Origin of the sequence: Zymobacter sp. IVIA_12111.31 C1, from assembly GCF_047495495.1 — a bacterium.
In the GTDB taxonomy this organism is placed as follows: domain Bacteria; phylum Pseudomonadota; class Gammaproteobacteria; order Pseudomonadales; family Halomonadaceae; genus Zymobacter.
Map to the genome: position 1 here is coordinate 1,346,154 of NZ_CP179930.1, position 14,068 is coordinate 1,360,221.

General features: G+C 53.5%; 18 protein-coding genes. 12 read left to right on the top strand and 6 right to left on the bottom strand.

Annotation, left to right across the window (positions count from 1 at the left end; genetic code table 11):
• Positions 1–62: 62 nt before the first annotated feature.
• Positions 63–1,412 carry a tRNA (N6-isopentenyl adenosine(37)-C2)-methylthiotransferase MiaB gene (miaB, locus tag ACMHYW_RS06000; protein ID WP_414501316.1) on the bottom strand — a complete coding sequence of 450 codons (1,350 nt, stop codon included), beginning with the start codon at positions 1,410–1,412 and terminating at the stop codon, positions 63–65.
• A gap of 495 nt (positions 1,413–1,907) precedes the next feature.
• On the opposite strand from miaB, the gene ACMHYW_RS06005 reads away from it, so the two are divergent.
• Complete coding sequence (locus ACMHYW_RS06005) at positions 1,908–2,237, top strand: DUF1820 family protein (protein WP_414501317.1); 330 nt, start codon at positions 1,908–1,910, stop codon at positions 2,235–2,237.
• A 176-nt stretch (positions 2,238–2,413) separates the two neighbouring features.
• Here the strand turns inward: ACMHYW_RS06005 and ACMHYW_RS06010 are convergent, their stop codons facing one another.
• Entirely contained in the window at positions 2,414–2,908 is a 495-nt protein-coding gene (locus tag ACMHYW_RS06010; protein ID WP_027705656.1) for an Hcp family type VI secretion system effector, read from the bottom strand.
• 791 nt (positions 2,909–3,699) lie between these two features.
• On the opposite strand from ACMHYW_RS06010, the gene ACMHYW_RS06015 reads away from it, so the two are divergent.
• From ACMHYW_RS06015 to ACMHYW_RS06030, 4 genes are all read left to right on the top strand, one after another.
• Positions 3,700–4,350 carry a TIGR04211 family SH3 domain-containing protein gene (locus ACMHYW_RS06015; RefSeq protein ID WP_414501318.1) on the top strand — a complete coding sequence of 217 codons (651 nt, stop codon included), beginning with the start codon at positions 3,700–3,702 and terminating at the stop codon, positions 4,348–4,350.
• 163 nt (positions 4,351–4,513) lie between these two features.
• A complete protein-coding gene (gene rpe / locus ACMHYW_RS06020) occupies positions 4,514–5,230 on the top strand; it encodes a ribulose-phosphate 3-epimerase (protein ID WP_414501319.1) in 717 nt (238 codons plus the stop codon).
• A gap of 12 nt (positions 5,231–5,242) precedes the next feature.
• Positions 5,243–5,533, top strand: coding sequence for a GIY-YIG nuclease family protein (locus ACMHYW_RS06025; RefSeq protein WP_414501320.1), 291 nt, complete (start codon positions 5,243–5,245; stop codon positions 5,531–5,533).
• Between the two features lie 89 nt (positions 5,534–5,622).
• A complete protein-coding gene (locus tag ACMHYW_RS06030) occupies positions 5,623–5,973 on the top strand; it encodes a hypothetical protein (RefSeq protein WP_414501321.1) in 351 nt (116 codons plus the stop codon).
• Between the two features lie 351 nt (positions 5,974–6,324).
• Here the strand turns inward: ACMHYW_RS06030 and ACMHYW_RS06035 are convergent, their stop codons facing one another.
• The gene (locus ACMHYW_RS06035) at positions 6,325–6,729 is read right to left on the bottom strand and encodes a hypothetical protein (protein ID WP_414501322.1); all 405 of its coding nucleotides are present in this window, start codon (positions 6,727–6,729) and stop codon (positions 6,325–6,327) included.
• A gap of 357 nt (positions 6,730–7,086) precedes the next feature.
• Between ACMHYW_RS06035 and tusD the strand changes: the two genes are divergently transcribed.
• From tusD to ACMHYW_RS06070, 7 genes are all read left to right on the top strand, one after another.
• Positions 7,087–7,479 carry a sulfurtransferase complex subunit TusD gene (tusD, locus tag ACMHYW_RS06040; protein ID WP_414501323.1) on the top strand — a complete coding sequence of 131 codons (393 nt, stop codon included), beginning with the start codon at positions 7,087–7,089 and terminating at the stop codon, positions 7,477–7,479.
• 57 nt (positions 7,480–7,536) lie between these two features.
• Entirely contained in the window at positions 7,537–7,890 is a 354-nt protein-coding gene (locus ACMHYW_RS06045; RefSeq protein WP_414501324.1) for a DsrE family protein, read from the top strand.
• Between the two features lie 10 nt (positions 7,891–7,900).
• Entirely contained in the window at positions 7,901–8,185 is a 285-nt protein-coding gene (tusB, locus tag ACMHYW_RS06050) for a sulfurtransferase complex subunit TusB (RefSeq protein WP_414501325.1), read from the top strand.
• Between the two features lie 23 nt (positions 8,186–8,208).
• A complete protein-coding gene (locus ACMHYW_RS06055) occupies positions 8,209–8,553 on the top strand; it encodes a TusE/DsrC/DsvC family sulfur relay protein (protein WP_414501326.1) in 345 nt (114 codons plus the stop codon).
• A gap of 5 nt (positions 8,554–8,558) precedes the next feature.
• Complete coding sequence (locus ACMHYW_RS06060; protein WP_414501327.1) at positions 8,559–9,155, top strand: ACP phosphodiesterase; 597 nt, start codon at positions 8,559–8,561, stop codon at positions 9,153–9,155.
• Between the two features lie 502 nt (positions 9,156–9,657).
• Positions 9,658–11,028, top strand: coding sequence for a putrescine aminotransferase (locus ACMHYW_RS06065; RefSeq protein WP_414501328.1), 1,371 nt, complete (start codon positions 9,658–9,660; stop codon positions 11,026–11,028).
• A gap of 149 nt (positions 11,029–11,177) precedes the next feature.
• On the top strand, positions 11,178–12,638 hold the full coding sequence (locus ACMHYW_RS06070; protein ID WP_414501329.1) for an APC family permease: 1,461 nt from the start codon (positions 11,178–11,180) through the stop codon (positions 12,636–12,638).
• A gap of 457 nt (positions 12,639–13,095) precedes the next feature.
• Here ACMHYW_RS06070 and ACMHYW_RS06075 read toward each other — a convergent pair whose 3' ends face one another.
• The 3 genes from ACMHYW_RS06075 to ACMHYW_RS06085 are packed head-to-tail and all read right to left on the bottom strand — an operon-like array spanning position 13,096 to position 14,026.
• On the bottom strand, positions 13,096–13,224 hold the full coding sequence (locus ACMHYW_RS06075; RefSeq protein ID WP_414501330.1) for a hypothetical protein: 129 nt from the start codon (positions 13,222–13,224) through the stop codon (positions 13,096–13,098).
• Between the two features lie 38 nt (positions 13,225–13,262).
• The gene (locus tag ACMHYW_RS06080; RefSeq protein ID WP_414501331.1) at positions 13,263–13,613 is read right to left on the bottom strand and encodes a hypothetical protein; all 351 of its coding nucleotides are present in this window, start codon (positions 13,611–13,613) and stop codon (positions 13,263–13,265) included.
• Positions 13,592–14,026: a polymorphic toxin type 44 domain-containing protein gene (locus ACMHYW_RS06085; protein ID WP_414501479.1), complete on the bottom strand. Its 435-nt coding sequence runs from the start codon at positions 14,024–14,026 to the stop codon at positions 13,592–13,594. Before ACMHYW_RS06085 ends, ACMHYW_RS06080 begins: the two co-directional genes overlap by 22 nt.
• Positions 14,027–14,068: the final 42 nt, after the last annotated feature.

Here is a 14,068-nt window from a genome sequence, read left to right on the forward strand (position 1 = left end):
GACGCCTGTAGTTGTCCGCCACCCACGTTGAGTGACGGACGCTGGGGAGCGGTGAGGTCGGCTTAGTAGCGCTCGGACGACACCAGCTCTCCCCTTAAAGAATTGGAGTAAGCTTCGGTAATTTCAACATCGACGAAATGCCCAATCAAGGAAAGTGCATCATCTGCTTTGAAATTGACGATACGGTTGTTCTCCGTACGGCCCGATAGCTCTTCCGGATCGCGCGGGGAGAAGCCGGTCACTAGAATGCGCTCGACCTTGCCCACCATGCGGCGTGAAATCTGCAGCGCCTGTTGGTTGATGGTGGCTTGCAGGCGTGCAAGGCGTTCCTTCTTGACCTCTTCTGGCGTGTCGTCCGGCAGTTCGGCTGCGGGCGTGCCCGGTCGCTTCGAATAGATAAAGCTGAAGGAATGATCGAAGCCGATGCGTGTGATCAGGTCCATCGTCTGTTCGAAGTCTTCTTCGGTTTCACCCGGGAAGCCAACGATGAAGTCGGACGAGAAACTGATGTCAGGACGCAGGGCACGAATGCGCTCCATCTTGTCGATGTACATGTCGCGTTCGTGGCCACGCTTCATGGCGGCCAGGATGCGGTTCGAGCCCGACTGCACCGGCAGGTGCAAATGGCTGACCAGCTCCGGAATCTCACCGAAGGCTTCGATCAGGCTATCGGTGAATTCGACCGGATGGGAGGTCGTAAAGCGGATACGGTCGATACCGTCGACGGCCGCTACACAGGCGATCAGTTCGGCTAGATCGACAGTTTCGCCACTGTCATCCGTACCGCGGTAGGCATTGACGTTCTGCCCCAGCAGATTGATTTCACGCACACCCTGTTCGGCCAGATGGATGACCTCATCCATCACACTTTCGAACGGACGGGAAATCTCTTCACCGCGGGTATAGGGCACCACGCAGAAGCTGCAGTACTTTGAACAGCCTTCCATCACGGAAACGAATGCAGAGGCCCCTTCGCTCTTCGGCGCGGGCAGTCGATCGAACTTCTCGATTTCAGGGAACGTGACGTCCACTACCGAAATGCGGTTGGTCGATGCATCGCGCACTTCGAGCATATCCGGCACGCGGTGCAGTGTCTGCGGGCCAAAGACCATATCGACGTGCGGCGCTCGCTTGCGGATATTTTCGCCTTCCTGACTGGCAACGCAGCCCCCGACCCCGATGACCAAATCCGGTTTCGCTGCTTTCAGCTTCTTCCAGCGGCCGAGCTGATGGAATACCTTTTCCTGCGCCTTCTCGCGAATCGAGCAGGTGTTGAGCAGGATGACATCCGCTTCGTTTTCGTCGTGGGTCAACTCCAGCTGATGGGACTCGCCGAGCAGGTCAGCCATGCGGGCTGAGTCGTACTCGTTCATCTGGCAGCCGTGGGTCTTGATGAAAAGCTTCTTCGCCATAGTGGGTTACGTTTCAGGCCTGTACAGGAGTGGAAGGTGACGGACAGCGAGCATGCATGGCTATCCATCCTACCGATCAGTGAGCCAGCACGGTGAGTGGCGCGAGCATGGGCCGCGCGTGCAGACGATACCGCGATGCACCCTAGGTAATAGGCAACCGTGCGTGTAAGCAAGCCTTGAAGTATACGCTATGTGGCAGACCTGATGCGATAGCACAGCGCGAGTCAGCTGCTTTGGGCATGCTTCGCTGTGGCTTCGGCGGCAGGATGGGTAGAAGGGCAGAGCGCCGCATCTTGTTTCCCCGCCAACGGTATCCGGCGTGTATGATAGAGCGCGTACAGAATGGCGCCCGGTGCCACTCTGCGACCTTGGCTAGGCATACGCATTCGACAGCGATGTCTTGGGAACGCTGGAAGGTGCGCCTTTCATAGGCAGACTACTTTTCTTACGACAGCATCAGGCTGTCAGCATGTTTTTATAGGGACAACTTGGCCAATGGCAGCAACCACGACCCTTTATCGAATCCTTTTCCATCAGCAGAATGAAGTATGGGAACTCTACGCGCGGGAGCTCTATCAGAGCGACCTGTGGGGATTCATTGAAGTGGGAGATTTCGTATTCGCCGACCGTTCGAAGGTGGTAATCGACCCGACGACCGATAAGTTACGTCACTCGTTCGAGGGCGTGCAGCGCAGCTTCATCCCTCTGAACATGGTATTACGTATCGATGAAGTCGAACGGGAAGGTACGCCACGTGCCGTACGCTCGACCGGCAAGGTCGCGCCGTTTCCGATGCCGCCGGGCGGGCCGCGTCAGGACGATTGAGTGTATAGTCTGACTCAATAGAACGTGCAGATGACGGTCGCCTGCGGGCGGGATGATGATCGGTGGCCGTTGTCGGCAGGTGCTGTTGCCTGGGGGGGGAGAGAGGGATTTTAGTGGACTTCAGACATCAAAAAGGCCCCCCGCAGGGAGCCTCTTGTGTACGGCTTGAATGGCGATTAAGCGTACGTTTTGTTGGCTGTACGATCCCAGCCACCAGCGATCTGACCGCCGCCTTGACCATCGCTACGTTTCTGCTGCGTGTATGCCGTCTTGATTTTGGCGTAGTTCAGCGTGAAGTTTTCGATAGGCAGGTCGCCTTCAGTGTTCGCACTGTGCGTGAAGGAAGAGATCAGAACTTCTTCCAGAGTGATTTCGAGGTACTTGACCTGATCACCACCGGCACGGTTAACGTGCAGGATGACTTTGGGGATGTGAGTCCCTTTCGCACAGGTTTCGAACAGCTTGGCCGATGCTTTGTCTACGGCTTTGCTGACGTGGAAGTCGCTGAAGTGAGAGCGGCCTGCAGTAGCGCCACCAGCGCTGGACGCTGTTTCAGATACTTCTTGGCTTACCCCGAAGTTGTAGGATTTGATTTCAATCCAGTCTTTATGTTTCGAGTCCAGAGCTTCACCAGGAATCCCGTCGATTTTGATGTAGGCGTCAAAAGCCATATCTATCCCTCTATTTTTCTAAAAGTGATGTGCCCTCAGGCACCTACATATTAAACAATGCTTGTGCGGCATTGTCACTAGATAAGAACTGTACCTAGAGCCAGGTGTGACGGCTTGTCATCGTCATAGTGTCATGCTGTTTCTCGCTGCCGTAGCGCCATGACGCGCAGGTGAGTTTTTGATGCGGCGTAGTAGGCACCATGTTGTGTGCGTGTAACGTGTCGTTGTGGTATGTCGCTGGCAGGTGGCCTGTTATGGGCCGTCTGGAGCATAGCTTCGATACGCTTTGATCATGTTTGAAGAGGTGTGAGGGCAAGGCTATGGTGCTGATGGTGGGCACGGTAATTGTCTCGTGCACAGGGCAGGAGAACGCGCCGGCGAGACACGTATCGCAACAAAAATAGGTGTTGATGTTGCTGTAATGCACTGTTTTTGATTATTTTTTGTACTAAAGAGTATAAATACCTTCTTTCTTGACCGTTTCATCCCTTTTTATCGTGGGACGATTCACGGCACACTATAGGGTATCGAAAAGTAGCCATTTTACGGTTCGCCGCGGTGATGGTCAGCCTGCAGATGGGTGTTGTCGTTCTTGTCTGCCTGTCATGCAAAACCTGTACGGCCTTCGAAGAAGGGCCGAATCGCCGGGCAACCCTGCCGCGATGCACGCAGGCCGCATCGTGGCGCTGGATGGCTCACGCATGAAGTGATCAGCATGCGTTTATGTTATGGCAAGTGTTGTCCTGTTCACTTGCGTGTTTATTGTTACTGCAGCCATGGACAATGCAGATATGATTCATTTTCTGGAAGGGTTCAACCTTCGTTCGCGTCGCTGGGCACAAGGCCTAGCGTTGTGCGGTTTTTTGAGCGCGTCAGCGACACCGGCACTGGCCGATCAGACGCGCTGGGTCAGCGATCACCTAGCGACCTATGTGCGCAGTGGTCCTACTGACAACCATCGTATTGTTGGAACGGTAAGAAGCGGTCAGGCTTTGCAGGTGCTGACGACCCAAGGTGATTATGTGCAGGTACGCAGTGAGAAGGGCGATGCCGTCTGGATTCGCTCTACCGATCTGCAGCCTCAGCCCGGTCCGGCCGAGTATGTGCCTCAGTTGCAAAAGCAGGTCGCTGATCTGAAAGGTCGTATCGACAATGCGGATCGCGATTTCCAGCAGCGCACTACGGGCATGCGGGAGCTCTTGGACGCGCGCAAGACACAGATCGACGAACTAGAAGCCACTCGGCAGAAGCTGAACCAACAGCTGACGCAGGCTCAGGCTGATCTGAGAGCGACTCAATCCCAGCTTGGCAGTGAGCGTCAACAGGTGCTGATGCGCTACTTTGCCTATGGTGGCGCTGTCGCAGGCAGTGGCGTGCTGTTTGGTTTGATCATGCCTCATCTGTTCTCGCGTTCTCGCAAACGCAGTCGTCAGCTGATCTAAGCACGTTTAAGGGCTATACCTATCGTAAGCGGGGCGGCACTCAGTGTCGGCCCCGCTTGCGTGTGCAATACCTGTTGCCAGCGTCACTTCTGTGGCATGGTAGAGCCGATCGCTTCTGGGTGATCGCACGATGACCTTTCGAACCTGCGCAGAGAGTCCGCCAATGACTTCCTCTTCAAATGCCATACGTGATTTCCAGCTGTCCGCCTCGATCCTGTCGGCCGACTTCGCCTGCCTCGGTGCCGAAGTAGAAGCCGTGCTGGCCAGTGGTGCTGATCGCATCCATTTCGATGTCATGGACAACCATTATGTGCCCAACCTTACGGTTGGCCCGATGGTGTGTTCCGCCCTGCGTGACCATCTGGAAAAGCACGGTGTGGAAGCACCGATTGACGTGCACTTGATGGTCGAGCCTGTGGACGCGCTGATCGAACAGTTTTTGGATGCTGGAGCGGTAAGCATCACCTTCCATCCTGAGGCCAGTCGTCACGTTGATCGTTCGCTGCGCCTGATTCGTGAAGGCGGTGCGGAAGCGGGGCTTGCACTCAATCCTGCCACTCGTATTGACTGCCTCGAACACGTACTTGATGTCGTGGATCGTGTGCTGATCATGAGCGTCAACCCTGGCTTCGGCGGTCAGTCCTTCATACCGGCTACGCTGGGCAAGCTGCGCCAGTTGCGTTCATGGCTAGACGACCACCGTGCTCAACGCGTTCAGATCGAGGTTGATGGAGGGGTCAAGCCCGCCAACATCCGCGATATCGCCGATGCCGGCGCCGAGCTTTTTGTGGCCGGTTCAGCACTGTTCGGTGCGCGTGCCGCTGCTGATCCGCATGATTACGACAGCGTTGTCGCACGTTTCCGCGACGCGCTGGCCTGATCGCAGCCCGATATGACGGAGCGCGTGTGGTGGCTGTATATCCTCGAGACGGTTCATGGGCAGCTGTATACGGGGATAACGACCGACGTCGAGCGGCGGCTGAAGGAGCACACGGCCGGCGCTCCTCGTGGTGCGCGCGCGCTGCGGGGAAAGGCACCGTTGCAACTGCGCTACCGCTGTCGGGTAGGTGAAAAAGGACAGGCGTTGCGTGCGGAGTATGCCGTGAAGCGCCTGTCTCGAGCACGCAAGCTGGACTTGATTAAGGGTGTGCTGGCTTTTGATGCGTTATTGATCGATCGTTAACGCAAGTGGGTTATCGTGTGACGGCCAGAGTGAAAAGGCGCTGGTACCGTGCTAGGCCATCTGTTGCTCTTTCATCCTCACGAGCCGTTATGATCACGATAATGCTTCGCTGTACGGTCAGCCTTATGCTGCTCGGGCTGGTGGCGTGTTCTTCACCCGCGCTGACGCCTTATCAGCAGCAGCTATTGAACAACGAGCCGTCTGTTTCCTACAGCGCCAAAGATTCTGGGCGTCTGCTGCGTTGCCTTTATGAACGGCGTGCTGAACGAACAGCTCGCTACAGGCAGTCTGTCGCTGCACTGGCGCTTGGTTCCGCCATCATGACGGGGCGCTCCGAAGGGGCTTCTGCGCATCCTGATGGAATCATGTATCAGAGTGATACTGCGCTGCAGCAGCAATGCCAGCAGGCCTTGTCATCAGGAGCATTGAATACGCCCTAGTCGGCACGTTTATGGTGCGCCACATTGCGAGCGGTTCTTTGCCATTCCTGGAAAGGGCAGTGCAAAAGGCTTGTGATATAGCCCTGACGTAGGGCATCTATGTTATGCATAGAGAAGCAGGGGCTTTATCCTAGCTACCTGCTACCTGCTACCTGCTACCTGCTACCTGCTACCTGCTACCTGCTACCTGCTACCTGCTACCTGCTACGCCACTTATTTATATAATTTTATATAGTGATCCTGTGTGGCATTAGCTATACGACGATATTTATTGCCTGCCTTAATGTGAGGGTATGATAAGGGATGCAACTTTTTCGCGGTAAGGTGGATTACTTTTATAATGTTACTTTACTATCGATAAAGAGTGGCAATGGTCGGTTTGTATTGATAAAAATAAGTTATTCGTGTTAGGAAAATGAATAATGTTGAGTTGTTTGAATGATTAAACTCCGCCATTAATTCAACAGTGTAATCATCGATATTATTTACTTTACACGCGGAACGATAGATAAGAGCCTTTCTGCTTTCTGCTTTCTGCTTTCTGCTTTCTGCTTTCTGCTTTCTGCTTTCTGCTTTCTGCTTTCTGCTTTCTGCTTTCTGCTTTCTGCTTTCTGCTTTCTGCTTTCTGCTTTCTGCTTTCTGCTTTCTGCTTGTGGGTGGATGACCTTTCTCTTCCATGGCTTTCGATCGCAAGCGCCTTGTGCATGGTTTAGGCTCAATGTCAGGGGTGATATGCTGTGTCACCGCAACATGCATCGCTATCTTTCAACCCGTCAGCTTCGGTCGTTGGGATAGAGCGGAGCGTGCTGCTGCGTTTGTTAAAGGCATGGTCTTCGCGATCACTGCGTGCCGACGCCATTGTAGAGGGCGTGCCGTTGAGAGTAGGCTTGTCACCCTTCATCGGCGAGATGCGCTGATGGATAAAGGTAGGATGCGCTATAAAACAGCGCCTTATTTTATATGCATGCAAGTATGATCAATGCATAGGATGTTCTTCTATATGAAATCAGCGATTGGCCGAAAACATGGCTGACTGCTTGAAACGGTTCTGGAAAGAAACGTTCTGATGATGCAGCGGGCATTCGATAAGGCCAGGGAGTGGTAGTTCGCGCTATGGATTATGGTTTTATGGTGTTGGGGGCGCCTTACAGTACGCAGGCGTCTCATTCTGCCTTGCGGCTTGCAGAGGCATTGCCTGAGCGTGGTCACCGGCTCAAGGCGGTGTTCTTTTATCATGACGGTGTGTTCAACGGTGCGGCGGCCATGACGCCCCCTCAGGATGAGCCTCACCTGTTACAGCGCTGGCAGCGGGTGGCCGAAAAGCAGCAGTGCGAACTGCTGGTCTGCGTTGCTGCGGGTGCACGGCGCGGCATCCTTGATGCGCGCGAGGCATCGCGCTATGGCATCGCTGCCCCTACGCTGGCAGACGGGTTTCGTCTGGCCGGGTTGAGCGAGCTAGTCATGGCGCAGCAGCTAAGCGACCGATTCATCACGTTTGCACCGTAGTGTGACGATGATGTGAGGCCTGAACGGCTACCAATAAAGGAAAGGAAGACGATAGGAATGGCCGCAACGTCGCTGTTGATTACGCTAAACCATGCGCCGCATGGCAGTGCCTGGGCACGCGAAGGGCTAGAAGTGGCGCTGGTAGCGGCCTCGCTGGATCAGTCGGTAACGCTGTTGTTAGCCGGTGATGGGGTCTATGTTGCCTTGCGTGGTCAAGAAGCCGGGCCGCTGGGTCAGAAGGGTACGCTGCGCATGCTGGAAGGGCTTGAAATGTACGATATCGGGCCGATTCAGGTGGATAGGGGCTCGCTTAAAGCGCGCGGCCTGAGCAGTGATCGTCTGATCGAAGGCTGCGAGATGTGCGATGCACGGGCGCTTCTGAGTCGCCATGCAAACATATTGGTGTTTTAGGGCAGACAAGATGAAATTGTATATCGTGAATCGAGTGGATCGGCTGCAGGATGTCGTGCAGTTCCTAGCAGACGATGATCGACTGCTGCTGATCGAAGATGGGGTCTATGGCGTCGTTCAAGAAAAATATACCGTTATATTGCCCGGGCGCATCCAAGCCCAGACCTATTGCTTGAAAGATGATGCCGATGCGCGCGGAATTACACCGCTGGCGCACCCGGTGGTACAGTGGGTCGACGTCAATGGTTTCATGGCGCTGACCGAGGAATGCGCTTCCTCCGTGACCTGGCACTAAACACTGATTGCTGAGATACCTCTATGACCGTTGATTACGCCGCGCTTTCTCTGGACGCCGAAGGTTACCTTGAAGACCTGTCTATTTGGACACCCGAGGTGGCCGAAGCCCTAGCGTCGCATGAAGGCCGCGTGCTAACGCCTGCCCACTGGGAGATCATTGACGTGGTGCGTAGTTTTTATACGCGCTTCGAAATGGTGCCCGCTATGCGCCCTTTAGTGAAGGCGGTACGTACGGCTCTGGGGGAGGGAAAGGGCGCATCCCTGTACCTGATGGCGCTTTTCCCGGAAGATGAGCAGCGTCCTGAGAGCCCCGCCAAGATCGTCGCACGCCTTGCCGGGCTACCGCGACCGACCAACTGTCACTGAGATAGATGAATTTTTTAGGCCACGCGGCACTGGCTCGGGCAGGCAGTGACGCCCAGCTTCTAGGCTGTCTGATCGCTGATGGTGTCAAGGGGCAGCAAGCCTTAGAGGAGTTATCGCCTGCAGTTCGGCAAGGTGTGGTGCATCATCGATTGGTGGATAGCACCATCGACGCTCACCCCGACGTGCAGGCGCTGGTGCAGCGTATGCCGGAGCGCCGCTTTGCTGCCATCGCACTCGATATCGTCTGGGACTATTGCCTGCACCGTTTGTCAGCGTTGGCTCCTGATGAAGGCTGGTCCGCGTTGATCCAACGCTGCCATCGTGTCATTCAAGGGGCCGAGTGGCTGCCGCCAAGCAAGGCTTCACTGCTGCAGAACATGGTGAAAGGGCGGTGGCTGGTGCGTTCCGCCGAGCGTCAATTCATGCTGGACACTATTATGGGTGTCGGGCGGCATATGCGTCGTCCGCAGGATTTCACGCCGCTGTGCGAGTGGGTTGAGAGTCATTTGCTACAGCTAGAGCGTGCCTTTATTGATATCTGGCAGGATATGTGGCGGCAGACCAATATTGCAACGGGCACTTACGTTATCCTATCTCGCTGACAAGCAGGCCTTTCTCTCGTCGAGCTTCTTCTGAAGCGCTATTTGTTGACGGTTTATGTTCATGGCAGAAAGGCCTTCTGTCATAGTTCTATATGCGGATTTTTTATATCCGGGCATTGTTACATATCTTATGGAATATATAACCTTTTATGATAAAGGTTGTTCCTCTTCTTCATTGTTAACTGTTAATTAAGATTGGCCATACTCAATCCTCCTTTCTCATGTGCATGATGCGGCTGGTTATAATTAAACGAGCCGACCCGTTATTCTATTCATAATCTTGACTATTCTCATTAGTAGCGGATGCAATTTCGTTTATGCGTGTCGTTTTATTTCAATGTTCACGCATGGCAATCTGTTTCTGTTCCGTCTACACTTGCCGGGTGTTATCTAAAGGAAACAATCGAAGAGCTGCCGTGCTCCCATTCTTGGCACAGTAATTGCTTTTCTTATCAGCGTTACGCTGCAATTCTGCTTTTTTTACCCGTGTGGAGAAGATGGTATGAATGATGACAACCGCTATGGCGACATCACTGAATTTATCGATGGCGTGCTGACCACTATCGGCAAGGAAACGTTGACTGGCGACGAACTGGCGTTGTTCAACGATGAAGTGGTGGCGGATTTCCGTGACTACGTGAACCCTGGTTTCCTTGAGTACCGTAAATCCGTGGCAGATGACGGCAACTACGCGGCCGTTGAATGGCGCTCCAGCAGCCCGAATACCCTGATGGACAGTCGTGGCAACACGTACATTGATTGCCTTGGCGGTTTTGGCATCTACAACGTGGGTCATCGCAACCCCGCCGTGTTGAAGGCGGTGCGTCAGCAGATGGACAAGCAGCCACTGCACTCCCAGGAGCTTCTGGATCCCTTGCGCGCTCTGTTGGCCAAGGTACTGGCACAGCTGACCCCTGGCGGGCTTCAGTACAGTTTCTTTACCAACAGCGGCACCGAGTCAGTTGAGGCTGCCCTCAAGCTGGCCAAGGGGTATCAGGCGTCGCGTGGCAAAACGACCGTGATCTCGACGACGGGGGCTTTCCACGGTAAATCGCTAGGATCGCTGTCCGCAACGGCGAAATCCGTCTTCCGCAAGCCGTTTATGCCATTAGTACCGGGCTTCCGTCACGTGGCTTATGGCGATATTGATGCGATGCGCAAGATCGTCGCTGACTGCGCCACGGTGGGCGATGACGTCGCTGCCATCATTCTTGAACCGGTGCAGGGGGAAGGTGGGGTCATCGTACCGCCGGCTGACTATCTACCTGCCATACGTCAGCTGTGCGATGACGAGGGTATCGTAATGATCCTCGACGAGGTACAGACCGGCTTTGGGCGTACAGGACGCATGTTCGCCTGTGAACACTACGGCGTGACGCCTGACATCCTCTGTCTGGCGAAATCGATGGGGGGCGGTGTCGTACCCGCCGGGGCTGTTGTGGCAACGGAAGAGCTCTTCTCGACGCTGTTTGAAAATCCTTTCCTGCATACTTCTACGTTTGGTGGCAATCCGTTGGCCTGTGCCGCGGCGTTGGCCACCATCAAAGAGCTGATTGATAACGATCTTCCGGGCGCTGCTGCGGACAAGGGTAAGGTCATGCTTGATCACATGATCACACTGAAAGATGAGTTCCCGGATCTGATCCTAGATGCGCGCGGTCAGGGGCTTCTGATGGCATTTGAATTCCAAGAAAACGACATCGGTTATGCCTTTTCTAAAGGCATGTTCGACCGCGGAGTGCTGGTGGCGGGGACGCTTATCAATGCTAAGACTGTGCGAATTGAGCCGCCTCTGACAATAACGCTAGACCAATGCCATCAAGTAATGGATACTGCGCGCGCAGTACTGCAAGAGGTAAGGAACTCCCTCTAGAAGGTGAGTATAAGCGCCTGAATATTAACGGAAAATTAAGCCATTGTTAGGCTGTCCGTTATCAGGCGTTCCAGCACTGGCGCGGGATTGTCAAGCAACGGCCGGAAGCGACATCATTCCTTGATGCGTTTCCGGTATCCAGGGGCCCCATGCCAGTTCTACTCGACCAAATTCTGGCATGGCTGTCTTCGGAGGGTTACCTCATGTTGTTCACTCATCATCGTTCTACCCCCGCTGTTGTGACGCCCACTGACGATATGTCGGTGTCGAAACTCAGACGCTCTCTCTCTCTTCGTCAAGTCGTTGTGATCGGCCTTGCCTATCTGACGCCCATGACGGTATTCGACTCATTCGCTATCGTGTCGCAGAAAAGTGGTGGCCATGTGCCCAGCGCCTATGTATTGGCGCTAGGAATCATGCTGCTGACGGCGTTGAGCTATGGCAAGCTCGCTCGCCATTTTCCGCAGGCAGGTTCAGCGTATACCTATGTACAGAAAATCATCGGCAACCGCACCGGCTTCATGGTGGGCTGGCTGTCGCTGATGGACTATATCCTACTGCCGATGGTGAATGCGTTGCTGGCGCAGATCTATCTGTCCGCGCTGTTTCCCAGTGTGCCGGGCTGGGTATGGGTGGCCGGCTTCGTAGCGTTGATCACAGCAATTAATTTGCGCAGCGTGAACTGGGTGGCGCATATCAATACCGTACTGGTATGGATTCAGGTCATCATGATGGTCGTGTTCGTCGGGCTGGTATGGCACGGCATCGCGACGCATGAGTATCAGCAGCATGTGCTGAGCCTGCAGCCGTTCCTGTCTGAAAATGCGCACCTTATGCCGATGCTGGCAGGGGCTACCGTGCTGTGCTTTTCGTTTTTGGGCTTCGATGCCGTTAGTACGCTGTCGGAAGAAGTGCACGAGCCGGTGCGCGTGATCCCAAAAGCGATCTTCCTGGTGGCCCTGTACGGTGGGTTGATCTTCATCGGCGTGTCCTACTTCATTCAGCTGTATTTCCCGGCCAGCGGGCAGTTGGATCCGGACAATGCGCTGCCTGAAATTGCTGTATTTGTCGGTGGCAAGCTGTTTCAGACGCTGATGCTGGGCTGCGCACTTATCGGCGTACTGGCATCGGGTATTGCCTGTCAGACCAGCGTATCCCGACTGCTGTTCGTCATGGGGCGTGATCGTGTGTTTCCTGCACGGTTCTTCGCCTATCTGCATCCGGTATGGGGTACGCCGGTGCTGAATACGCTGTTTGTTGGTGCGGTAGCGCTAAGCGCGCTCTGCTTTGATCTGGAAAACGCCATGGCGATGATCAACTTTGGCGCGCTGGTCGCGTTCACGTTCGTCAACTTGGCCGTCATTCGTCATTTCTACATCCGGTTGCAGCGTCGCCATACGCTGAAGGATCACCTGCAGTATCTGGTGCTGCCGTTGCTCGGTGTCGCAGGCATCGGCATCCTGTGGCTCAACCTGTCTAAGCCTGCGCTGATCCTTGGCTTGAGCTGGGCGGCCTTGGGTGTTGCCTTCATGTTCTACAAGACCCATGGGCTGCGTCGGTCCATGCCGGTTTTCGGGGATAGCCACGCACCGGAGCAGGTGCGCACCTAGCGCCTGTGGTAAGAACGGTGCGTGGCATTCTCTCTGCGTGATGGCACAGCAGTAATGAGCGTCTCGGGAAGATCATTCCTGGGGCGCTTTTTTTATGAGGTTTGTGGCGGTGAACAGCAATGGAAGGCGTGTCTTGGGGGGATGTCTTTTACGAGAGCATCCTTATCGGCCTATCAAAAACCAAAGCCAATAGTGACTGATTATTAATAATGGATTAGCGTGCTGGCGCTCCTGTAATATCCAGCGCTGCCTGTGGTGCGCTGATGTCTTCAGCGTTTGCCTCGGCTGTGAGTTCTTCGGGGCACTTTGTCTCATCACCCCTTTCTGCATACCAGTGGCTGTGAGCTGCAACGACCTGCTGATATTCGACATCAAGTAGCTGTCCGATGGAGCTGAGCTGTCGCGAGCACGAGCAGACTTTATCAATGGCTTGATGTCGACGCAGTCGGTGTCGGACTCACCGTTGCCACTCTTCATCTCTCACGGCGACCACCTGCACCAACGTCACCGTACGATTCTTGCTGATGATGAAATCGACGTCGGCCTTCATTGAGGCGTGCACCGCTTCAGGGAAACTATATTGCACTTCACTTTCCTTCTATGAATGAAAGTTTTTGTATTGGGCTATCGAACAATTATTGTCTTGGATGTGTCTATTTTACCCTTTTCGTCCAAATAGATATCTACTGTTTTGAATTCGCCTTTTGTTTCAAATGATGTTGAGTCATAATTATCTAGCTCTATTACAACGTCAACTTCTTTTTTATAATCTTCTGATATCACTCCGCCCATAAATAACTTAAGGTTGTTGTTTTTTGAAAGAGGATATTTGTCGGTGAATCCGTCTCCTGCATAGAGTCTAACAAGAACGCTTTCAGAGTATTCTTTTGATGGGTGTATCGTTATTTCAGGGGCGGAAAATAAAATGTTATTTTCCCATAATTTATATAATATTAACAATATTGTTGTAAGCATATATGTTTCCTTTTGGCTTTACTTTCTCCGTTCCCCCACGGCAAAGGAACTTCTTCAAGTTTAGAGACAAGATCATGCAGTTGAAGTTCTTGGGGGGATTTTTCCTTGGCTAAATCGATTCCTAGGCGAATGGATATCTGGTCGGTTACGTCATCAAATCGGTTAAAAAAATTTCCGTTTTCAGAGTGATATTGATAAGTATGCTTTTGCCCTAACTCGTCGTGATACAACTGAATTGCAGATGCTCCGCCAGTAAGAACATCTTCTGAAAATCCTATATGATATCCTACATATCCATAGTGAATATTAGACCAAATATCGAAATAGTAGTCATAGTCATTTAGTTTACTCCACGCCCAAGAGTCTTCGATAACTTTCGCCTGTCTTTCAGATAAGTATTGTTTTAGTTTTATTTTGAGGTATGTTTTATGATCCCATGGTTTATTATAACCAAC

Excerpts from the sequence above, each read along its gene's own strand:
- ACMHYW_RS06005 (WP_414501317.1), top strand. The coding sequence starts at position 1,908 with ATGGCAGCAACCACGACCCTTTATCGAATCCTTTTCCATCAGCAGAAT.
- ACMHYW_RS06045 (WP_414501324.1), top strand. The coding sequence starts at position 7,537 with ATGGCCGCAACGTCGCTGTTGATTACGCTAAACCATGCGCCGCATGGC.
- ACMHYW_RS06015 (WP_414501318.1), top strand. The coding sequence starts at position 3,700 with ATGATTCATTTTCTGGAAGGGTTCAACCTTCGTTCGCGTCGCTGGGCA.
- ACMHYW_RS06010 (WP_027705656.1), bottom strand. The coding sequence starts at position 2,908 with ATGGCTTTTGACGCCTACATCAAAATCGACGGGATTCCTGGTGAAGCT.
- ACMHYW_RS06065 (WP_414501328.1), top strand. The coding sequence starts at position 9,658 with ATGAATGATGACAACCGCTATGGCGACATCACTGAATTTATCGATGGC.
- ACMHYW_RS06030 (WP_414501321.1), top strand. The coding sequence starts at position 5,623 with ATGATCACGATAATGCTTCGCTGTACGGTCAGCCTTATGCTGCTCGGG.
- miaB (WP_414501316.1), bottom strand. The coding sequence starts at position 1,412 with ATGGCGAAGAAGCTTTTCATCAAGACCCACGGCTGCCAGATGAACGAG.
- tusD (WP_414501323.1), top strand. The coding sequence starts at position 7,087 with ATGGATTATGGTTTTATGGTGTTGGGGGCGCCTTACAGTACGCAGGCG.
- ACMHYW_RS06070 (WP_414501329.1), top strand. The coding sequence starts at position 11,178 with ATGCCAGTTCTACTCGACCAAATTCTGGCATGGCTGTCTTCGGAGGGT.
- tusB (WP_414501325.1), top strand. The coding sequence starts at position 7,901 with ATGAAATTGTATATCGTGAATCGAGTGGATCGGCTGCAGGATGTCGTG.
- ACMHYW_RS06025 (WP_414501320.1), top strand. The coding sequence starts at position 5,243 with ATGACGGAGCGCGTGTGGTGGCTGTATATCCTCGAGACGGTTCATGGG.
- ACMHYW_RS06060 (WP_414501327.1), top strand. The coding sequence starts at position 8,559 with ATGAATTTTTTAGGCCACGCGGCACTGGCTCGGGCAGGCAGTGACGCC.
- ACMHYW_RS06035 (WP_414501322.1), bottom strand. The coding sequence starts at position 6,729 with ATGCATGTTGCGGTGACACAGCATATCACCCCTGACATTGAGCCTAAA.
- rpe (WP_414501319.1), top strand. The coding sequence starts at position 4,514 with ATGACTTCCTCTTCAAATGCCATACGTGATTTCCAGCTGTCCGCCTCG.
- ACMHYW_RS06080 (WP_414501331.1), bottom strand. The coding sequence starts at position 13,613 with ATGCTTACAACAATATTGTTAATATTATATAAATTATGGGAAAATAAC.
- ACMHYW_RS06055 (WP_414501326.1), top strand. The coding sequence starts at position 8,209 with ATGACCGTTGATTACGCCGCGCTTTCTCTGGACGCCGAAGGTTACCTT.